Here is a 20,256-nt window from a genome sequence, read left to right as displayed (position 1 = left end):
ATGGCAAATTCGGGGTGTAGCGCAGCCTGGTAGCGCACCTGGTTTGGGACCAGGGTGTCGGGGGTTCGAATCCCTCCACCCCGACCAAATGCGCCCGTAGCTCAATCGGATAGAGCAACGGCCTTTGAGCGGTAAGTCGTCATTGCTAAAATCAATGAACGGACTGCCACTAGGAGCCTTTGCCGGGAACCAGGAATCGGCAAAGTGCAGGGCACTGTATCGGTGGAACCTTAACGCGTCACGGCGATGGCAATACCGAGGAAACCGGGACAGCAGCATCGACCCGGGATCCGTAGAGACTATACGTGCCCCACCTGAGATGGTGAAGATATAGTCCAGACTCCAAACGGAGTAATTGCTGCCCGAACTATCGGGTAACAGCTTCGGCAGCGAAAGCTGTAGCGGGTAAGCTAAGCCGTAGGTTACAGGTTCGATTCCTGTCGGGCGCGCCATACGCTATACCGGTATAATTTATACCGGCCCGGTAACGGGGCGAGGCAAGAGTAAAGCAGCAGTACAATGGTGAGCGTAGCTCAGTTGGTAGAGCCCCGGATTGTGATTCCGGTCGTCGTGGGTTCGAGTCCCATCGTTCACCCCAGTTTCCTGTCGAGCAAGTTTCGGCTATGCTTGGCACCCCCGGCGGGGAGCAGTAGTGGATTGAAACATCAATCCAGACCCGTGGGCCGTTAGCTCAGTTGGTAGAGCACCGGACTCTTAATCCGATGGTCGTAGGTTCGACCCCTACACGGCCCACCAATTCCTCCTTCCATGTTGCTTGCCCGACTTCTGATTCCTTTGACCATCATGGCGCTACTGCTGCTGGCAATAACAAGAGTGGTGGCATTTTGACTGGTTTCTTGTTTTTTCAGTTTGCAACGACTATATCTTGTCGCAACAGCGTAAATTTGGGTTCATCGTCGGCGATGACCTGCAGGAGGCAGCAGCTATGAATAATTTCAGGTTTATCAACGGGTATGCAGGAATATTAATGATTGCCGGGCTAATCCCGGCATCAAACGCGTGGGCCGAGAACAGCGTAGCAATTGGCGGCGTAATAGAAGCTGAATACGGTGCCGTGAAGTTTGATGATGGCACGCGGGAAAGCGGTTATGCGCTGGCAACTGTTGAGCTGGGCATCGATGCAAAGCTTAATGAATTTGTTGATGGTCATATACTCGTATTGCATGAAGACGGGGCTACGGAGCCATGGGAAGTTGACGAAGCAACTATTACGGTACATGCAAAGAACAACCTCTATTTCGTATCTGCCGGAAGAATGTTTGTCCCGTTTGGACATTATGACAGCAATATGATCTCGGATCCGTTGACGCTTGAACTGGGCGAAATCCGTGAAGCAGCGTTGCAGGCAGGAATGGAAGAGGCCGGTATTACGCTGTCCGGATTTACGTTTAATGGCGATACCATTGAAGCCAGCGATGCGCTGGCGGGTAATGACGAGGCTGACCAGTACGGCTACGCGATTTCGTATACGCTTGAAGAAGGTCCTGTAAGTTTTGCCGTGGGTGCCGGGTATATCAACAACATAGCGGATACAGACGGCATTAGCGGTAACCTGGCGGCACCTGAACTTGTTCAATATGTCGCTGGCAACTCGGCATTTCTTCAGGTTGCCTATAAACCGGTAAGTATTATCGTTGAACAGGTAAGCGCCGCTGACGAGTTCGATGTGACAGAACTGGCGTGGCAGGCTCGAGGCGCACAACCGGTGGCTACCAATTCCGAAATTGCCGTTTCATTTCCGGTTGGCGGAATGGAGATGACCGTTGCGGCCGGCAAACAAACTACCGAGGAAGCTGTTGCGCTCGGCTTGCCCGAAACGCGCAGCCTGGCCGCTGTTCGCATTGCGATTTACGACAAGACGACGCTGGCTTTCGAGAGCATGACCGAAGACGACTATAGTCTTGCTGATGGCGGTACCGGGGAAACCACGAAGACAACTACCGTGCAGCTGGCCATGGAGTTCTAGTTCTTGCATTAACCTCGTCAAGGCCGGCAACCGATGGTGGTTTGCCGGCCCGATCGAGGCCGTTTAGTTACATCAGCTTGTCGCGTACCGGCTCGCCGCGAAAACCGGTAATGGCAATGACGCCGCAAAGAACCAGGCCAAGTACGATCAGCGCCGGACCGACCGGGCCAACAGGTGAAAACATGATGCTGTCAGCCCAGCCCTGACCTAGTGCGCGTGATGCGTAGAGCAGGCCGGCATGCATCAGCGTACCGATGATAAACATCCAGCTGATTATTTGCTTGAACAGTCGTTTGGCAGCGACAAAACCAAGAAAAATTCCAACCACAATATTCAGCAACGCCTCAAGATTGCCGTGTGCGTGTGGTCCACCCTTGATCATGTCCATGGCCGACTGGCTGTTCAGGTCGGCAGACAGTGCCAGTACCGCCTTTGTGTTGGCCTGGGCCAGTGTCTTGGCGTCCATGGGCTCCAGGTCAACTTCGAATCCTGATTCTGCCGCCTGTTGCAGGAATCCTATTTTCTCCTGTTTTGCGGTCGCTGTGGCTTGCACATCGGGAATGTATTTTACGATCATGACGGGGCCGAGAATTGCGCTTAGCGCGAGAAACAGGAAGCCGAACACAACATTTTTCTTTCCTATCATACCTTTCTCCTTGTTTGCCGTTCCGGTTTGGTTGCAGCGACACGCCCGGTAGTCGGTAGCATGTCAATGGAACCGGGGAAGGGTTTTCTGTTACTGCTTCAGCTCGGGCTCGCCAAAGTAATATCCCTGGCCCCAGGATACGCCCAGGTCCTGCAGCGCACGATAGGTGACCTCGTTCTCGATATATTCGGCAATAGTGGTGAGATCCAGGTCATCGGCAATATTCTGAATGCCTTTGACAATAGCCCGCACTTTCCTGTCAGTGGTAACGCGCTGGATCAACGAGCCTTCAATCTTGAGGAATGATACCGGCAGGTCGGCAAGGTAGTGCAGCGACGAATAGCCGCTGCCGAAATCATCGACTGCCAGGCGCAAGCCAAAATCCAGGAACGGTTGCAGGATTCTTTTTGCTTCCGTGACGTTGCTGATGAGCTGGTGCTCAGTGATTTCGATAACCAGTGGTTTTTCGTCACCTATGGCATCACCGCACGCAGTACATTGGGCGATAGCGGTATCGAGTATGTCCTGAACCAGCTCGGGATGACGCAAAAGATCAGCGGATATATTGATGAAATGTGGCCGTGGCGCACCACCGCTCAGTACGTTCACGCTGCAGGACATAATGGCCTGCTTGATGATGGTGTGGTCAATCTTGTGGATTAACTGCAGCTGCAAGGCGGCATCAATAAATTTTCCGGCCTCAACAAGGCCGGCTTCCTTGTCATCAATGCGCGCGAGGACCTCATCAGCGACGATATTGCCTGTAGCCAGGTCAACAATAGGCTGGTAGGCCGGGACGATCGTATCGTTTTCAATCGCTTCTTCAAGCTGACTGGCAATAGACAGGATATTGACCTTGTTGGTCAGGCTGCTGAACGTGGTATTTCGGCCGTCCCGCTTGGCTTCATACAGCATTGAATCGGCAACCCGGAGTATTTCTTCCGTGGTAGCGCCATCTACGGGGTAACTGGCGATACCAATACTGGTTGTGGTAGTGACATCACGACTGTTGATTCTGGCGACATGATCCGCAAGTTTTTTGCGAATTCGTTCAGCGATGGCATAACCGTCAGCAAGATTGGTGTCCGGCAGTATGCAGATAAACTCTTCACCACCCCAGCGGCCCAGGCTATCCTGGGGGCGCAGGCATTCGGCCATGAGTCTTGCCAGTTGCTTCAGCAACTCATCACCGGTGGAATGACCGTAGCAGTCGTTGATCAGCTTGAATCGATCGAGGTCAAGCAGCAGAACACAGTACATGCCTTGCTGGGTGATAAAGCGATTATGCGCCTGGTTCAGGGTTTGCTGCAGGGTGTCGCGATTGGGCAGATGTGTGAGCGGATCATAACTGAGCTGGTAAAGCAGGGTGCGGTTGGCCGGCTCAATATGACTCAGGTCGTGGAACATGATGACAGCCAGATTCATGTCCAAAGGGGTAATGCTGTAATCAATCAGGATGGATTCGCCTGAGCGAGGCTTGAGTTGCTGCTTGGTAATCGGGCCAATTCCAACCTGCCGGTTGAGAATCCGCTGTATATAGTCGGGTTCCAGGGCGTGCGCACCGCCTTCGATAACAAAAACGCTGGACAGCGGCTGCCCTATGATTTCCCCGCGCGTCACCCCGGTGAGGCTGCAGGCCACAGGGTTGATGAATGTAATTTCGCTAGCCCGATTAATACCGACTACACCGTCACTGAGGGAACCCAGAATTTGTTCGGCGGGTGAAGTCTCGTCTGCAGCGTGATCGTTGCCGAGAGGTTTTGCGTCCATAACTTTCCTCGTTCTCCGCTTCCCGTTGTTATTGTGAGACAAGACCCGGGGTTGCAGGGGTGTTCATGCTCTGTTTGGCAATATATCAGGGAACACATAAAGACAACAGGCTGGGGCCGGGTTATGACTGCGTAACAAGCGGTTTCCTGAAAGGGGTCAGGTATTTCTAAATTGCAAATTTACTTAGTATTTTAGTTATTAAATGTAACGTTTTGTGAACTGGGTTGAATGACTTTCTGGGGCGGCTATGCTCTAGGAGGAGCAGAAATTTACCTTTTTTTGGTGTTGGATAAATAAAAAGTCAACATTTGGTATTTCGCGGTTCAGTAGATTTCTGTGATTTTTCAGCAAGTGTTGGCGCCTAAAAATCGGAATGCGGCGGGTTATTGGTTGAGAAGTTTTGGGAGAGCGTCTCATGAAGATGGCAGGAACCGATTTGGACCATGATCTGGCTGGTGGATTCGGAATGGAACCCAATGATTCGGCGAATGGCGACCACGAAGAGTCTCGGCAGGGGGATCGGAATGTTGTTAGCCTGGCAGCCGATTCCAGTATTCCCGGAAACGCGCATCTGCTTGTATTGGAAGCGGTACTCGAAGCCGTGGAATCACCGAGCTTTATACACGATCGAATCGCGCAGATTGTTGAAGCCCTGACATCCCTGGATTGGGGTCCGGCCAAGGAAAAGGTCTCGGGAGTGCTGCTCGAAGCGGATTATGCGGGAAACTGGCGATCTGTCACGACAGGCCCGGAAAATTTTGATCTGCACGGGTGCTGTCCTGAATTCCCCGTTACAGCTGAAGACCTGGAGTCAGTGCTGACCGGCCGGTCAGCGTTTGTGATTCCGGGTGGTTCATCAGATTGTTCATCAGCACCTCTGACCGACTCCTGTTATTGCCTGCCGATTTATCTTGGTGGTGATGAACTTTATGGCGTCATGCTGCTCAAGATTCCCGGTGAATACCAATGCAGTTCAGATGATGAGCGACTGTTGCGAGTAGCCGCCAAAATGGTCGGGCGCATGATCGAGCGTGACAAGCTTGGTCAGGAAAACAGGAAACTGTCCAGACAGTTAATCGGTATACAGGAGCAGGAGTATCGCAAGCTTGCACGCGAGATCCACGATGAATTTGGTCAATCGCTTACCGCGATCAAAACCGATGCGGTTCTTATCAGCAGCCGAAGCAAGGATCGGGAGCATTCGATATACCGAAGTTCGGAAGCGATAATTGCAGTTGTCAGCCACATCTATGACGTCGTTTATTCAATGATGAGGCGCTTGAGACCTACGGTGCTGGATGACCTGGGACTGCTGGCGACACTCGAATCCTACATGAAGGACTGGCGGGAGCGGCGACCCGGAATGCCCTGCAGGCTTACCATTTCCGGCGAGATTGATGGGTTTGAAGAAGACGTCAATATATCCATATATCGAATGATCCAGGAATGTACGACCAATGTAATTCGTCATGCGGCCGCCTCCCGGATTCATGTCATGCTGGTGCGTGTAACAACAGAAAAGGATGACCATGTTGTGGTCAGCGTTGAAGATAATGGCCGAGGCATGACTCGAACGCATCGACACAGCGGCAGCGGTTTTGGTCTGCTGGGTATGCGCGAACGGGTTGAGAGCCTTGGTGGTGAAATGCAGGTACAGTCTGCGCGTAACAGGGGTACTACGGTAGTGGCGCTGATCCCGGTCAGCAAATCATCGGATCGATCAGCCAAGGCTGCACCAAAAGGAAGTATGTAATGAAAAAAGAAAATACCATCACCGTACTTCTGGCTGACGACCACGCGATTATCCGCGCCGGTATACGGCGATTGCTTGATGATGCTCCGGATATGACCGTGGTTGCCGAGGTGGATTCGGGCGAGATGGCATACCGTGAACACATGTTGCTCCACCCGGACGTTACCATTATGGATCTTACGATGCCCGGTATCGGCGGTCTCGAAGCCATAAGACGAATTCGATCGAAAGATGAAAAAGCCAGGATACTGGTGCTGAGCGTTCACCAGGATGTGATTTTTCCTACCAGGGTCATACAGGCAGGAGGGATTGGCTACCTGTCAAAGCGCACTGCACCTGAAGCGCTGCTCAGTGCGGTCCGATGCGTCGCAAAGGGTGAGGTCTTTCTTGAGCGAGATATAGCGCAAAAGATTGCCCTTCACGGAATTGCCGGCGAAGAAGACCCGGTCAAGGAACTGTCCGAGCGAGAATTTGAAGTATTCAGAATGCTGGCTGAAGGAAAATCCGTTAACGAGGTGGCGGATGCCCTGTTTCTGAGTTCAAAAACAGTCGGCACATACCAGACCCGAATACTGCAGAAATTAAACGTCAATAACATTGCAGGACTGGCACATCTCGCCATACGAAAAGGGATTATCGAACCTTAGGCGCTCTTGCCACACACCTGCCTTATTGACGCCAGTATGATTTCCCTTATGCATGCCGGGCGATAAGGCTTCCACATATTCCGCATCGTTATCTTCCAGCTTTTAGCGCTCCGAAAGAGGTAACAAGACCAGAGACCCTGTTTAAGGATGGGGCAGGATCCTTCCTGTTTTACCCGGTTGCCACGTGTAATGTGTGCCGGAACATCCACGAGTCAAGAATTCCTCATCAATTTGTCAAAAATTCCTCATATCGCTTTTTAGCCTGCATGCTTTACTTCAGTGACTTATTTGTAATGTGCGCGGTTGCCGCGCAAGCCGGTATCGGAACCGGATAACCAGGCTGGTTGGCATGACGGGGGTCGTTGGTCCACCTGTTAATCGAAAAACCAGGACTTTGGAATTGATGCATGCAGGGCAGGTTCCGGGTATCCCGGAAGTGCTGAAACGGTCTTTTTATTGAGAATTATCAGAGGTTCAACATGGGGCAAGACTCCGGAGACAGGAATACGTTCACTGCACTGGTAGTGGATGACAGCACCACGCTTCGCCGGTTAATGGATCTGACATTGACACCATTGGGAATTGATGTGGAGTTCACGGACAACGGCGAGGACGCCGTAGTACTCGTTAAAAACAAGGAGTATGACATCGTTTTTCTTGATGTCATCCTGCCCGGTATAGACGGGTACCGTGTATGCAAGGAAATCAAGGGCGATCGTCGCACCAAGGCAACGCCGGTAATAATGCTGACCAGCAAGGACTCAACCTTTGACAAGGTGCGCGGAATGATGGCTGGAACGGATGTTTACCTGACCAAGCCTCTGGAACGGGCGCACCTGCTGCACGCGATCAATAAATACCTGCCGCTTGAAAGGCGTAATGGCATGGTCCGTGTACAACAGCAAGGCGCATGATTCAGGCTGGTATGGGCTGATAACGCAGGTACGGATAGTATTTTGTTTTGAAATCGTTGAAATATTTACAGGAGCAATAAGCATGGCAATTAAGAAGGTTCTCGTGGTTGATGATTCATCTACCGATCTGCACAAGCTTGAAGGCATTGTGTCCAAAGCAGGATATACGACATTCAGTGCTTCCAATGGAACAGATGCTATCGAAATGGCCAAGGTCAAAAAACCTGATGCCATTCTGCTGGATATCATCATGAATGACATGAACGGCTTCCAGGTATGCCGGGCGCTGACGACGGGCGAGGAGACCAAGGGAATTCCTGTAGTCCTGGTGAGCAGCAAAAAGGAAAAGACTGATCGCGTCTGGGCGGAGGAGCAGGGTGCTTCCGGGTATATCACCAAGCCTTATACCGAAGAACAAATTCTTGAACAATTGAGCAGTCTCAATTGATTTGATCAGCCCTAGATATGGTGCAGGAGAATGTTATGGCAATAAATAAAGTTCTGGTAGTTGATGATGTTGATACCGATCGAAAAAACCTGGAACAGATACTTTCCGGTGGAGGTTACACCGTGATTACTGCAAGTTCCGGTGAAGAAGCGGTCAGTATGGCCAAGAGTGAAATGCCGGATGCGGTATTCATGGATGTCATCATGGAACCAATGAACGGATTCCAGGCTTGCCGGGCAATTACCAAGGATGCCGCGACATCCGGTATTCCGGTAGTGCTCGTTTCCAGCAAGGGAGAAAAAACCGACAAGATCTGGGGCGAAGAGCAGGGAGCCAAGGGGTATATCACCAAGCCCTATACGGCGGAACAGATACTCAGCCAGGTCAAGGCGTTGTAAAGAGTGATCGGAATCGGATTGGCATTTTCAGTGCCAATCCATTCGGCTCCGGACTGGATACATTTTCTGCCTGATATGCAGATTTAGCAACCCGAAGGAATATGGTTATGGCGTCAGATATCTCTGCCGTATTGAACACCGATGACACAGCCAATGATGTGGTTGATCCCATTGCCGCTCTTGAGCAGCAATTTGTTTTGCCATCAGAATCCGCGTCATCGGTTGCGAAAGACAGGCGGGAGGCGCGTGCAGTTACCCGACAGAGTTTTCGTGTTGGTGATCTGCATTTACTGGTTCCGCAGGACGCAACACGCGAAGTGTTGAGACTTCCGGGATGTAGTCGTATTCCCAATACGCCGAACTGGTTCAAGGGACTGGCCAATGTTCGTGGCGGCCTTGTACCCGTTATAGATATGGCCCTGGCCCTCGGGCTCGACAACCAGATTGATGAGGTGCCTTACTTGCTGGTATTCGGTCACGGTGATGAAGCAATCGGCATGATGATAAACGGCCTGCCCCGAAGCATGGTGCTTGAGCCTGGCAGTCGCAGGAATGACTCTCCACCGGTTCCGGATGTTGTCAAGGAACATATTACCGGTGTGTACGAAAAGGCGGACCAGTTGTGGTTTGACCTGGATCATGACGGTTTTCTGGATTCGTTGACGGAAAGCATGAACTGAGCACCGTAAAACGAAAGAATGATTTTTTATTTCCTAATTAGCCACGTGGCATTTGATTTGAATGTTCCCGGAAGGAGGCATGTAACATGAAGTTGGTCCCAAATATTCGGCTTAAGGGCCGCACAATCGGACAGAAGTTTACGCTCATGGGCGCACTGCTCGGTCTGACGTTTTTGATCGTGGCCAGTGTGTTCTTCTATACCACGCTCGTTTCAGATAATGCCTCCGTACGTACCTCGGAAGCCATGACGATTCGAAACCAGATATCGCTGGTAAAACAGACGCTGGAATCAGCCCGTGTTAACGTAGGCCGGTTCTTCGCAGCACCAAATGCCAAGGACAGGGATGAACGTATCGCGAAGATGAAAAAGATCGACGGATTGCTTAACGAGCTGATTGAAGAGGCGCATACAGCGGAAGAAAAAGCGCTGACAACCGGGCCGCGCGACCAGTTGCGTTTCAACCAGGCCAAGGTAGAGGAAGCATTCAAGGAACAGGAGCTCCTGGGCTACACCCATGAAGAAGGTTTGCAGGGCGAACTGCGAACTGCGGCGCACGGAATTGAAGATGCGCTGAAGAAAGCCAATTCAGCTGAGCTGACTGCGTCCTTGCTGACGATGCGTCGTCATGAAAAAGACTTTCTTCTGCGTCGTGATGCCAAGTATATCAAGCAACACCAGGAAGAGTGGTCTGACTTCCGGCGCCTGCTTGATCGGACGAAAATCTCCGGTGGCGCCAAGGCTAATATAGAAAAACTGGGTCGGGACTATTCGGAAAAGTTCGTGGCAATGGCCGAAGGTTACCTGAAGTTGTCCGAACATATTGCCGAATTCCAGGCCGGTTTCGCAACTGTGGATCCACAGTTGGACCAGATGGAGCAGACCGAAATAGACCAGGTGGCACAGTTGGCTAACGAACTTGAACGTTCCGGCATTGTTACCAAGACCGTGTTTTACGGTATGTTGGTGGGCACCGGTGCATTGATGGCATTCCTGATGTTCCTGATCGTGCGTAATATTACGCGCCCGGTATCAACGCTGCAGGATACGATCCATGAGTTTGCGTCTGGCAAGCTTGATGTGCGGTCCGGGATTATGACCGGTGATGAATTGCAGGAATTGAGTGAAGCGTTCGACAAAATGATCGAAGAACGAGGCCGATTCATGCAGACGGAAGAAATGAACGAAATGCTGAACAACTCGGTTATCGGCATCCTGCGTTCTGTATCCAGGCTGGGTAAGGGTGACCTGACCACGAAAGCACCGGTAAACGAGGATATCACCGGCGCCCTGGCAGACTCCATCAACCAGATGGCTGACGGTATCAGCACGACACTGGCGCAAGTGGATCGCGCGTCCGGCCAGGTACGACAGGCATCATCCCACGCGCGTGACATTACCGGTAAGGGTAAGGAAACGGTATTGGGTACCGCCAAGGGTATGAATGACATCCGGGGTACCATCCAGGAAACGGCAAAACGTATCAAGCGACTTGGCGAACGTTCGCAGGAAATCGGCGGCATTATCAAGCTTATCGATGACATCGCTGAACGTACAAACGTACTGGCTCTTAACGCCAACATGCAGGCCGCCCAGGCCGGTGAAGCAGGTCGCGGGTTCATGGTGGTTGCTGACGAAGTACAACGTCTTGCCGAATCATCCAAGGAAGCTACAGAACAGATATCCAAACTTGTCAGCGGTATCCAGGTTGAAACCGGTGATACTATCGCAACGATGGATAAAACCATCGCCGAGGTAGTAAAGGGTGGAGAATTGGCAGAACAGGCGGCATCGCAAATGGCGCTGGTAGAACAGACAGTTGCCCAGCTGGATGCCCTGGGTGCGGAACTGGCTTCTGCTGTAGGCGCGTTTGTCTTGCCTGAATCAGTGCGCCAGGCAGCCGTAGCCGAACCGCTGAAGAAAGCCGTCTAACCAACTACGCAAGAGGGTAGTGATATGCCGTCACCCGAAGTATTGGCAGTTCTGGCTGACGAAGTGTCCGAGCTTGACCGGGTAGTCATGTCGGCCTTGGCTGATATGACTACCGCTGCAGGTAATCAGGATCAGTTCGGTCACGCAGTGGAAAGTTACACAGAGCAGATTCAGCGTCTTGCCGGCGCCTGCCGGGTGCTTGAGCTGGCCGGGTTGCAACAGGTGTGTGAGCATCTAGAGAAAAATCTCGGATTGCTCGACCCGGGCGGCAGCGAAGACCAGCGATTGATATTTGATCGTTGGCCACGTCTTGCTCTGGGTTATCTGCGGGCACCCAAGGATGGTGTCTACAGCAGGGAACTTGCCTGTTATATGAGTGACCATCGTTGGCCAAATCCGATGACCGATGACGAGGCGCGTCAGCTTGAGGTCAGCCTGCATTCTATTTCCAGCGAGGCCGGAAGCGATGAAGTTGGCGAGCCCAGGCAGCTTGTCGCCGAGGCCGAAGATGTTCAGCTGAAGGTAGCTGAAGATATCAACCCGTTGTTGCTCGACGCTTTCCTGACCGAAGGCCCGTTGCAGGCGGCGCTGTACTCGGAAACAATCCAGAAGATTATCAGCGGAGAAGGCTGGGCTGATGATGTGGATGAAGCCAGGCGCGTTGTCCACGCAGTCAAGGGCGCTGCGAACACGGTAGGTGTGCGTGGTGTTGCCGTATTGTGTCACCACGTAGAGGATATTCTTGAGTACCTGGCCGATAACGCCATTACTCCGCGTGGCAAGCTTGGCAGGTTGTTGCTCGCCGTAGCTGATTGCCTTGAAGAACAGTTTGAAGCCTTGCTTGACCAGCGTGCCGAGCCACCGCAGTCAATGGATGTGTTGCAACGGGTTCTGGATGTTGCCAATGCCATTGATCGCGGCGAGATCAAGCCTGAAGATGAAAAGGAAGGTGAAGGCAGCGAGCAAGATGGTGATCAACAGCTGTTTTCAGCAGTTGCAGAGCCTGCGGCCGAACCGGCAGCGCTCGAAGAACAGCCGGCTTCGACAAAACACGAAACATCAAGACAGGTCTCCGCCCCGGAAGAGCCGAGACTGGATCCTCAGCCGGCGGCAACCAGGCCTGTTGTTGAGCCCAAAATACGTGTAACTGCCCGTTCTATCGATGACATGCTTCGCGTGTCCGGTGAAATGGCAATTTCCCGCGGCTATATCCAGGAGCGACTGGAAAATTCTTTGAAGCTTGTATCCGAATTGCGTGAACGAGAGGGTGCATTGTGGGATCGAGCCAATACCCTGGAAGGCCTGGTTGATACGCAGGGTGTTGCAGCGGGACAGCGTCATGCCCAGGCCGCAATACATGGGACCAGCGTCGTGTCGCCGGGGTTCGATCCGCTTGAAATGGATCAGTACAGTGAACTGCATACACAAGTCCACGGATTTGTAGAAAATATCGCTGACCTTCAGTTACTGGGATCACGTATCCTGGACATGTTGTCTGAAGTCGGATCGGCGCTTAACCAGCAGACATTGCAGAATAACGAGCTGCATAACCTGCTGATGAACTCGCGAATGTTGCCGGTATCAACACTCGAGCCCAGGCTGCAGCGTACAGTCAGGCAGGCAGCGGAAAAGTCCGGCAAGTCAGCAAAACTGGTCATTGAGGGCGGCGACGTAATGCTCGACGACCAGATGGTGAATGTTCTGATAGACCCGATCCAGCACATGCTTAGAAATGCCGTTGATCATGGACTGGAAAAATCCGGTAGTCGCGTGGACAAGGGCAAGGACGAAACCGGAAATATCAAAATACGCTTTTCACGTGACGGCAACTACCTGGTTATTCAATGCAGTGATGACGGTGCCGGTCTGGATTTGTTCAGAATTCACAACAAGGCCGTCGAGCAGGGACTGATTACGGACAGGGAAGATATTGTTGACGAAGATATTGCAAGACTGATTCTGAAACCCGGATTTTCCACCAGCGCCAAAGTCACCGAGCTTTCAGGTCGCGGTGTCGGCATGGATATCGTCAACACCAGTATTACCCGGCTTAAAGGTTCCATCAGCATAAAGACCAGGGTTGACCAGGGCGTCACGTTTACCTTGCGCCTGCCGATATCCATCGGTATCACCCACTGTTTGCTGGCTGAAGCCGAACACCAGGTCTTTGCGATTCCGACAGATAACCTTGACCGCATTGTTTACGGTGGCGCATCAAATATCAGGAAGATCGGCAATCGCTGGTTTTACAAGGATGCGCAGGATAACTGTACGATTTATTCATTGGGATCCCTGGTCGGACTTGGTGAGTCACAACGGTTTGGCCAGGAACATGATCAGCGCCCGGTGATCCTGATGCGGGTTATGGATCAGAAGTTTGCCATTGTTGTTGACAAGGTAACCAGTGGTCGCGATCTCGTAATCAAGAGCATGGGCAGGCGAATCAATGCCATAAAGGGCGTTATCGGGGCCTCGATTCTCGGCGATGGTCGCGTGATACCGATACTGGAAATATCAGACCTGGTGCAACAGACTTCCGCCAACGGTGCCGAAGTAAGCGTGGTCAATCGACGCAATCCATCCAGGGCGGACGCTCTTGACGATATTCTGGTCGTTGACGATTCGCTGAGTGTTCGTACCGCCTTGAGTCTAATGCTTGGTGGCAATGGATTCAGGGTGAGAACGGCCAAGGACGGAATGGATGCCATTGATGAGATCAAGAAGCACCGGCCGGCCGCCGTGCTGGTGGATATGGAGATGCCACGCATGAATGGCCTGGAGCTGACAATGCACATCCGCGGTGAAACCGATTACCGGGATATTCCGGTAATCATGATTACTTCGAGAACGGCGGACAAGCATCGCTTGCAGGCAAAGAACGCCGGTGTTGACCACTATGTAACCAAGCCATACAGGGAAGCAGATTTGCTGGCCCTGTTGAAATCCAGTTTGAGTGAGGCAGCATGAACCAGGTAGCCATACCATTGAATGACAATATCCAGCCGGTTCGGGAAGTGCCGGGCTGGCTGATATTGTCTATCGACAATCTCAAGTTGGCGATTCCCCAAAAAGATGCGTCCACTATAGAGCTTGCCTCCGCCCTCGAAGTATCAGTGGACGGAGAGGCTGAGGCCGGCTGGCTGGATCGCAATGGCCGGATGTGGCCGGCGTACAGCCTGGGTGCTCATCTTGAACTCCAGGAAATGCCGCCGAGAACACGGCGTTTTTGCATCATGTTTGATGCCGGCGACAAGCAGGTCGGACTATTGTGCGACCAGATACGCATGTTGCCGTCGGACGATGACTTGTCGCTACAGGCGATGCCCGAGTGCATGGCTAACGAAGAATCACCATTGCAATGGCTTTCATTACTGGAAGGAAACATGGTTGCGGCAGCAAAGAGTGGTGGCATTGTCAAATACATGGCGGAACTGGAGGCGCGTTATGGCTCAGACTAAAGCCTGGTTATTGCCACTCGACGGAACCTGCAAGGCTGCTGTTGGTGGTAACAGCATGGTGGAGTTCCTGGTTTCTGCCGATATCAATATCATGCCAGTACCTATGGCGCCGGTGTACTCACCGGGAGTCATCTTGTGGCGAGACAGAATTATCCCGGTTATCGATCTGGCGTCGGTGCTGAACCCGGCGGCAACATCCCTGGTGGACATGGCAGGCGTGATGGTATTGGCATACCAGGCCGCGCCCGGTGAGCCAATTCAGAATGGAGCGGTAGTGCTGCGCGCAGCACCGGCAAATATCATGGTATCCAGCGATATGGCCTGCCCGGTACCGAATACACCGGTTGCATGGAAATCACTCGCAATGGCCTGTGTTAAAGATGGTGAACGGGTCGTACCGATATTGAACGTGAGGCATGTGTTTTCATCGATGTTAAAGCAGTTGTATGCATCAGCGCTGTCAGTGAGCTCAAAAGATCATCATGCCAGGCCGGACCAGGAGGTATCGTTTGCTGCACAGTCGCCTGCGGATGTAGAAATTGCGGAAACAGGCAGTGTTGAAACTGCAGCTCATTACAATAACGAGCCGGTCCAGGAAGTATCGTTGGCCGCACAGTCGCCTGCGGATTTCGAACCGGTGGAAGCAGGCAATGTTGAATCCGCGGATCATCATACCGAGCCGGACCAGGAAGCATTGCTGGTTGAACAGTCACCTACAGATGTTGAATTGGCGGCAACCGTCAGTGTAGAAGCTGCCGAAAATATCCCGGTAACGGGCACCGACGAATCAGCCGGTCGCGGTACCAGCTTCCTGGAGCAGGCGCTGGCGCGTCAAGCCAGGGATCGCGAACAACAGCCTGGATTCAATGAGAAAACGGACGATTTTCCGAAACATGAAATCGTTGAGCCGGACGCATGGACAACCATCCAGAACAAGGAACGCGGTGGAAATTTCAATTCCTTTGACGATATTGCCTTGCCTGATGATGCCGTGCCAGCCATGGATGACGATGATTTCCCGACGCCGATAAGCCTGGCCGAGACGATGGCTGGAATTGACGATCCACTGGCCTCGCTTGAAGCATACCGTGAAAGCATTGTTGGAAGCGGCGGCCTGCTTGCCGACGAAGTCAATCTCGGTGAACCGATTGAATCGGGCTTGACGGACGCAGCGGTTCTGCCTGGCACAGAAGTCGTGGATAGTGACCCGGCGATATTCCAGGATACAGAACAGGATTTCCTGCTATCGGACGAAGAGCCATTATTTTTGTTATCTGACGAGGAAGTTGAGGCGCAGATGCGCGACCAGTCGACGGATCACGTTGAGATTGATCCTGATTTACCCCGGGAAACTGGCGCGACCATGCAACCGTCTGATCCTGGCAACCAGGACCACGATTGGCGGCAACGATTCAATGAAGGCAAGGTATAAGCCTGGGTAACCAGGAGCGTCAAGGGCTAAACGGGGACAGGTATCAGGAATGGAAAGTATGACCGCGAGCATGACTGTTGACCAGGAGCATCTTGCAACAACGGCTTCTGTTGATAAGGAACGAATTCCGCCAAAGATTGTGGCGGTTGCTTCCGGCAAGGGGGGAGTTGGCAAGACGCTTAGCAGTTTCGGTCTGGGCTGGTACCTGGCGCGGTCAGGATATCGCGTTGTTGTTGTAGATCTCGATTTTGGTGTAGGCAACTTGCATCTCTCCGCCGGCATCGGGCGTGTTGACCGGTCGCTGGACAGCTTCCTGTCCGGCAGTGTCACCACCTTGAACGATCTTGTTGTTCCCATGGAAGACAATCAAAAGCTGGCGATTGTTCCGGCTGCAGGCAGGCAATCTTCGATTACCGGTTTCTCGGAACAGGCAAAGCACAGGCTGCTCGGTGCATTACCGGGGCTGGATGCGGACCTGGTTTTTCTGGATATTGGTGCCGGCAGTTCGCAGGACAACATTGATTTTTTCCTGGGTGCCGACCACAGGCTGGCGATCGCGACGGCAGATTTGTCGGCAATGACGGCATTAATCTCGTTCCTCAAGAAAGCGTTAATTCACCATGTTATAGATCTGATCGAGAACGCACACCCGGGTTTGATAAAGACTTGTGGCGAGGAACCGGTGCGGGTCGCAGATATATTCAATGTCGTCAAGCATCGCCTGGGCGAAGACGTTGCGCGCCAATTGATCGGGGCAGGGCTAAGGCAATTCCAGCCAGCCGTTATTCTCAATCGTGTCGCCGAAGGCGACCTGGCCCAGGTAGAGCGTGTCAACAAGAACCTGATGCGGCATTTGAGCAATGCCGCCACGGTGCTTGGGACTATTCCTGAAGACGATGCGGTGACCCGTTGCCGACGCATGGGGCAAAATTTTCTTCAGCGGTTTCCCGAATCCAGTGCCGCCAAGGCGCTGGCTGCTGTAACAAGTCATTGGCAGGAGCGCTACCTGTTTGTTGATTGAGTCCTGGTTTTTCCGGTTTCTGGCTGACTCGGTTTAGGGCGTCATGGCGCTAACTGGTTCACATTACCGAGTCAGATGACTGCCCGAAACAACCATGGCTGGCAATAGCGTACACTGCATCCCGGGTTGGCAGTAGAAAAAATATGTCTATACTATTTAGGTGTGCACGCAATATATCAATTATAAATATTACTTTATCAATACTTAATCAGACGACTGTCTAAAGCGGATTCTCGGGAGAGGGGTTATGGGGCACGAAGATAGGCGCGAATACGAGCGTATTCCGTTGGCGATTAATGCGCAGCTGGATATGGACAAGAATGAGTCCCACGAGGTGAGATCACGGAACTTCAGTGCGGGCGGCGCATTCCTTGCTTCAGATAATGGCGCCATTCATTCGCTGGCCGTTGGTGACACGGGTTACCTGACAATCAGCGTGCATACCGAATTCGGTCAGGAATCTGAAACCGTCCAGATCCAGGTGGTGCGCTGCTCTGATGATGGTGTTGCGGTAAGATTTCTGGCGCGGGATGCGGTAGCCAAGAGCGCCTGAACGACTCCACACTCAATTCAGGTTCTGCAGGCTATTGCCTGATCCCGAGACCTGAAATACCCGGGTGCTGATGCAGACATCACCGGGGTGGATTGGGTCTGCCCTCCGAACGGGCGTGGCAGTAGTCATCAATCGAATCTCTCCGCGGTAGTTCCAGGTGGCCCTGGGGGCGGTACTGTCCCCGGTACCCCCTTCCAATGTGATCTCACTACAAGTCAGAATGACTTTTTTATGCCATCGGGCCAGCGCTTGTGGCAGAATTGCGCCCCAAATTGCGCCCTGCGAATGTGGCGGAACTGGTAGACGCGCTGGATTTAGGTTCCAGTGGGGTATCCCGTGGGAGTTCGACTCTCCCCATTCGCACCAGATATTGTCGATATATATTAGGTATCACATCGAACAAACCAGGCCGGATTTGAGCCGGTGTGACCTGATAGTAGTAAAAGATATTTAGAAACAGTAACTTATCAGAGGTTAGTGAAATGCAGGTTTCGGTTGAAACAACAGGATCCATTGGTCGACGCATAACGGTATCCATCCCGGCTGAGGAGTTGGAGACCGCAGTTGCTGAACAACTTAAACGATTGTCCAGAAACGTACGCATGCCAGGCTTTCGTAAAGGCAAGGTGCCGATGAAAGTGGTGGAAGCCCAGTACGGTCGCGATGCCTTGGCCGAGGCCAGTAATCAACTGGTTCAGAACAGTATCCAGGAAGCATTGAGCCAGGAATCCCTTGTTCCGGCAGGTTTGCCGGGCATTGAACTGAAGACCATTGAGCGCGGCAAGGAATTTGAATACGTCGCCGAATTTGATGTTTACCCGGCCATTCCAAAACCGGACCTGTCCGGAGAAGAAGTGGAAAAAATTGTCGCTGAAGTTACCGACGCCGATGTTGATCATACCATCAACACCATGCTCGAACAGCGCAAGAGCTGGAACCCGGTAGATCGGGCAGCTGCTGATGGCGATCAAGTGGTCATTGATTTTGTTGGCCGCATTGATGGAGAGGCATTTGCCGGAGGCAGCGCTGAAGCGGTGCCACTGGTTCTGGGTTCCGGTTCCATGATCGAAGGCTTCGAAGCAGGTATCAAGGGTGCCAAGCCTGATGAAACCGTCAACGTTGATGTAACTTTCCCGGCGGACTATCGTGCCGAAAATCTTGCCGGCAAAAAAGCCCAGTTTGAGATCACTGTAAAGACCGTTTCCGAGCCCGAATTACCGCCCCTGGATGACGAATTTGCCAAAGAGCTGGGTATTGATGGTGGTGTCGAGCAGATGAAATCTGACGTGCGCGACAATCTTGAGCGCGAGCGTAAACAGCGTGAGCGCAACCTGCTGCGCAACAAGGTCCTGGAAACGCTGCTAAAGGTGAATGAATTTGACGTTCCCAAGGGGCTGATTTCACAGGAAATTCGCCATATGAGGGAATCAGATCGGCAGCAGCGCATGGCCCAGGGGCTGGCTGGCGATAACAGCATGATTACTGATGATATCTATGAAAAGCTTGCAGAGCGCAGGGTTGCGCTGGGCCTGATTATGGCCGAAATTGTAAAGGAAAAGGATCTGAAAGCCGATGCTGACCAGGTAAGACAGCGTGTAGAGGATCTGGCGGCCAATTACGAGTCTCCGCAAGCCGTAGTTGCGTGGCACTATGAAAAGCCAGGCCGCCTGGCCAGTCTCGAGCAGGCTGTGCTGGAAGACCTGGTGGTCGATGCGGTGCTGATGACGGCCAAGGTCAAGGAGTCGAAAATCGGTTTCCAGGAGCTTGTGAAATCCACGAGCCGCGCTTAGGCTGGCTGGAGTTGAGTCTTTGGCAAGGGTCAGGAAATCCTGAAATCAGACAAGGGGAAAGGTGATATCGCATGACATTTAAAACACAACCACCGTTTGCTGGTGCAGGACATGGTCTGGGCATGCAGCAACCTGAAGCGCTCGGCCTCGTACCAATGGTGATCGAAACCACCGGTCGCGGTGAGCGTGCATTTGATATTTATTCACGCATGCTCAAGGAGCGTGTGATTTTTCTTGTCGGCCCCGTTGAAGACCACATGGCTAACCTGGTTGTGGCGCAACTGTTGTTCCTGGAATCGGAAAACCCGGACAAGGATATTCATCTTTATATAAATTCTCCCGGCGGCGCAGTCACTGCCGGTCTGGCAATTTACGATACTATGCAGTTCATAAAACCGGATGTCAGTACCGTCTGTATTGGCCAGGCGGCGAGTATGGGAGCATTGCTGTTGACCGGCGGCGCCAAGGGTAAACGATTTGCATTGCCTAACGCGCGCATGATGATTCATCAGCCGCTCGGCGGATACCAGGGCCAGGCCACGGATATCGACATCCATGCCAAGGAAATTCTGCGTGTACGTCAACGCCTGAACGAGATCATGCAATACCACACGGGGCAACCGCTGGATCGAATCGAGCGCGATACCGATCGTGACAATTTTATGGGTGGCGACGAGGCTGTGGAATTCGGTCTGATTGATAATGTTATTGCAAATCGCGCATAACCTGGAGGGTGTACAAGACTGGCTCCGTGCTATACATTGTAAAAAGCGCGATTTGGTTTGTAGAGGGCGCCGGTTGTGCCGGCGTCGGTAGATCTGAGGTGGA

The 20,256-nt window shown here is 52.5% G+C and carries 17 protein-coding genes and 4 tRNA genes; 19 read left to right on the top strand and 2 right to left on the bottom strand.

Annotation, left to right across the window (positions count from 1 at the left end):
* Positions 1-10: 10 nt before the first annotated feature.
* The 4 genes from OEZ10_12965 (at position 11) to OEZ10_12950 (ending at position 1,987) form a co-directional block, all read left to right on the top strand.
* A tRNA-Pro gene (locus OEZ10_12965) sits at positions 11-87 on the top strand.
* Between the two features lie 435 nt (positions 88-522).
* Positions 523-598, top strand: a tRNA-His gene (locus tag OEZ10_12960).
* A gap of 82 nt (positions 599-680) precedes the next feature.
* Positions 681-756 (top strand) — tRNA-Lys (locus tag OEZ10_12955).
* A 190-nt stretch (positions 757-946) separates the two neighbouring features.
* Entirely contained in the window at positions 947-1,987 is a 1,041-nt protein-coding gene (locus OEZ10_12950) for an LbtU family siderophore porin (protein ID MDH5633884.1), read from the top strand.
* Between the two features lie 67 nt (positions 1,988-2,054).
* Here the strand turns inward: OEZ10_12950 and OEZ10_12945 are convergent, their stop codons facing one another.
* Positions 2,055-2,633, bottom strand: a complete 579-nt coding sequence (locus tag OEZ10_12945) for a hypothetical protein (protein MDH5633883.1) — start codon at positions 2,631-2,633, stop codon at positions 2,055-2,057.
* A gap of 90 nt (positions 2,634-2,723) precedes the next feature.
* Complete coding sequence (locus tag OEZ10_12940; protein MDH5633882.1) at positions 2,724-4,403, bottom strand: EAL domain-containing protein; 1,680 nt, start codon at positions 4,401-4,403, stop codon at positions 2,724-2,726.
* 415 nt (positions 4,404-4,818) lie between these two features.
* Here OEZ10_12940 and OEZ10_12935 point away from each other — a divergent pair, with 415 nt between their 5' ends.
* From OEZ10_12935 to clpP, 15 genes are all read left to right on the top strand, one after another.
* On the top strand, positions 4,819-6,156 hold the full coding sequence (locus OEZ10_12935; GenBank protein MDH5633881.1) for a sensor histidine kinase: 1,338 nt from the start codon (positions 4,819-4,821) through the stop codon (positions 6,154-6,156).
* Positions 6,156-6,803 (top strand): response regulator, encoded by a 648-nt coding sequence (locus OEZ10_12930; GenBank protein MDH5633880.1) that lies wholly within the window; start codon positions 6,156-6,158, stop codon positions 6,801-6,803. Before OEZ10_12935 ends, OEZ10_12930 begins: the two co-directional genes overlap by 1 nt.
* A 479-nt stretch (positions 6,804-7,282) precedes the next feature.
* On the top strand, positions 7,283-7,717 hold the full coding sequence (locus OEZ10_12925; GenBank protein ID MDH5633879.1) for a response regulator: 435 nt from the start codon (positions 7,283-7,285) through the stop codon (positions 7,715-7,717).
* An 82-nt stretch (positions 7,718-7,799) separates the two neighbouring features.
* Positions 7,800-8,165 (top strand): response regulator, encoded by a 366-nt coding sequence (locus tag OEZ10_12920; GenBank protein MDH5633878.1) that lies wholly within the window; start codon positions 7,800-7,802, stop codon positions 8,163-8,165.
* 35 nt (positions 8,166-8,200) lie between these two features.
* Positions 8,201-8,563 (top strand): response regulator, encoded by a 363-nt coding sequence (locus tag OEZ10_12915; GenBank protein ID MDH5633877.1) that lies wholly within the window; start codon positions 8,201-8,203, stop codon positions 8,561-8,563.
* Between the two features lie 107 nt (positions 8,564-8,670).
* Positions 8,671-9,243 carry a chemotaxis protein CheW gene (locus OEZ10_12910; GenBank protein ID MDH5633876.1) on the top strand — a complete coding sequence of 191 codons (573 nt, stop codon included), beginning with the start codon at positions 8,671-8,673 and terminating at the stop codon, positions 9,241-9,243.
* Positions 9,244-9,329: 86 nt separating this feature from the next.
* Positions 9,330-11,174: a methyl-accepting chemotaxis protein gene (locus OEZ10_12905; protein ID MDH5633875.1), complete on the top strand. Its 1,845-nt coding sequence runs from the start codon at positions 9,330-9,332 to the stop codon at positions 11,172-11,174.
* Positions 11,175-11,198: 24 nt separating this feature from the next.
* A complete protein-coding gene (locus OEZ10_12900) occupies positions 11,199-14,141 on the top strand; it encodes a response regulator (protein MDH5633874.1) in 2,943 nt (980 codons plus the stop codon).
* Positions 14,138-14,632 carry a hypothetical protein gene (locus OEZ10_12895; GenBank protein ID MDH5633873.1) on the top strand — a complete coding sequence of 165 codons (495 nt, stop codon included), beginning with the start codon at positions 14,138-14,140 and terminating at the stop codon, positions 14,630-14,632. The genes OEZ10_12900 and OEZ10_12895 overlap by 4 nt, the downstream gene beginning before the upstream one ends.
* Positions 14,619-16,064, top strand: a complete 1,446-nt coding sequence (locus tag OEZ10_12890; GenBank protein MDH5633872.1) for a chemotaxis protein CheW — start codon at positions 14,619-14,621, stop codon at positions 16,062-16,064. Before OEZ10_12895 ends, OEZ10_12890 begins: the two co-directional genes overlap by 14 nt.
* Before the next feature lie 49 nt (positions 16,065-16,113).
* The gene (locus tag OEZ10_12885; GenBank protein MDH5633871.1) at positions 16,114-17,085 is read left to right on the top strand and encodes an AAA family ATPase; all 972 of its coding nucleotides are present in this window, start codon (positions 16,114-16,116) and stop codon (positions 17,083-17,085) included.
* 247 nt (positions 17,086-17,332) lie between these two features.
* Positions 17,333-17,638, top strand: a complete 306-nt coding sequence (locus tag OEZ10_12880; protein MDH5633870.1) for a PilZ domain-containing protein — start codon at positions 17,333-17,335, stop codon at positions 17,636-17,638.
* A 281-nt stretch (positions 17,639-17,919) separates the two neighbouring features.
* Positions 17,920-18,004 (top strand) — tRNA-Leu (locus tag OEZ10_12875).
* A gap of 116 nt (positions 18,005-18,120) precedes the next feature.
* Positions 18,121-19,428, top strand: coding sequence for a trigger factor (gene tig, locus OEZ10_12870; GenBank protein MDH5633869.1), 1,308 nt, complete (start codon positions 18,121-18,123; stop codon positions 19,426-19,428).
* A 122-nt stretch (positions 19,429-19,550) separates the two neighbouring features.
* Entirely contained in the window at positions 19,551-20,153 is a 603-nt protein-coding gene (clpP, locus tag OEZ10_12865) for an ATP-dependent Clp endopeptidase proteolytic subunit ClpP (protein ID MDH5633868.1), read from the top strand.
* Positions 20,154-20,256 lie beyond the last annotated feature (103 nt).

The organism is Gammaproteobacteria bacterium (assembly GCA_029880545.1).
Lineage (GTDB): Bacteria > Pseudomonadota > Gammaproteobacteria > Acidiferrobacterales > SZUA-150 > JAOUOD01.
This window is presented reverse-complemented; position numbering and strand designations above follow the sequence as displayed.

What these genes read in the sequence shown, in the direction of transcription:
- clpP (MDH5633868.1), top strand. Translation starts at nt 19,551, where the DNA reads ATGCAGCAACCTGAAGCGCTCGGCCTCGTACCAATGGTGATCGAAACC.
- OEZ10_12885 (MDH5633871.1), top strand. Translation starts at nt 16,114, where the DNA reads ATGGAAAGTATGACCGCGAGCATGACTGTTGACCAGGAGCATCTTGCA.
- OEZ10_12930 (MDH5633880.1), top strand. Translation starts at nt 6,156, where the DNA reads ATGAAAAAAGAAAATACCATCACCGTACTTCTGGCTGACGACCACGCG.
- OEZ10_12945 (MDH5633883.1), bottom strand. Translation starts at nt 2,633, where the DNA reads ATGATAGGAAAGAAAAATGTTGTGTTCGGCTTCCTGTTTCTCGCGCTA.
- OEZ10_12905 (MDH5633875.1), top strand. Translation starts at nt 9,330, where the DNA reads ATGAAGTTGGTCCCAAATATTCGGCTTAAGGGCCGCACAATCGGACAG.
- OEZ10_12880 (MDH5633870.1), top strand. Translation starts at nt 17,333, where the DNA reads ATGGGGCACGAAGATAGGCGCGAATACGAGCGTATTCCGTTGGCGATT.
- tig (MDH5633869.1), top strand. Translation starts at nt 18,121, where the DNA reads ATGCAGGTTTCGGTTGAAACAACAGGATCCATTGGTCGACGCATAACG.
- OEZ10_12895 (MDH5633873.1), top strand. Translation starts at nt 14,138, where the DNA reads ATGAACCAGGTAGCCATACCATTGAATGACAATATCCAGCCGGTTCGG.
- OEZ10_12935 (MDH5633881.1), top strand. Translation starts at nt 4,819, where the DNA reads ATGAAGATGGCAGGAACCGATTTGGACCATGATCTGGCTGGTGGATTC.
- OEZ10_12915 (MDH5633877.1), top strand. Translation starts at nt 8,201, where the DNA reads ATGGCAATAAATAAAGTTCTGGTAGTTGATGATGTTGATACCGATCGA.
- OEZ10_12925 (MDH5633879.1), top strand. Translation starts at nt 7,283, where the DNA reads ATGGGGCAAGACTCCGGAGACAGGAATACGTTCACTGCACTGGTAGTG.
- OEZ10_12940 (MDH5633882.1), bottom strand. Translation starts at nt 4,403, where the DNA reads ATGGACGCAAAACCTCTCGGCAACGATCACGCTGCAGACGAGACTTCA.
- OEZ10_12910 (MDH5633876.1), top strand. Translation starts at nt 8,671, where the DNA reads ATGGCGTCAGATATCTCTGCCGTATTGAACACCGATGACACAGCCAAT.
- OEZ10_12900 (MDH5633874.1), top strand. Translation starts at nt 11,199, where the DNA reads ATGCCGTCACCCGAAGTATTGGCAGTTCTGGCTGACGAAGTGTCCGAG.
- OEZ10_12950 (MDH5633884.1), top strand. Translation starts at nt 947, where the DNA reads ATGAATAATTTCAGGTTTATCAACGGGTATGCAGGAATATTAATGATT.
- OEZ10_12920 (MDH5633878.1), top strand. Translation starts at nt 7,800, where the DNA reads ATGGCAATTAAGAAGGTTCTCGTGGTTGATGATTCATCTACCGATCTG.
- OEZ10_12890 (MDH5633872.1), top strand. Translation starts at nt 14,619, where the DNA reads ATGGCTCAGACTAAAGCCTGGTTATTGCCACTCGACGGAACCTGCAAG.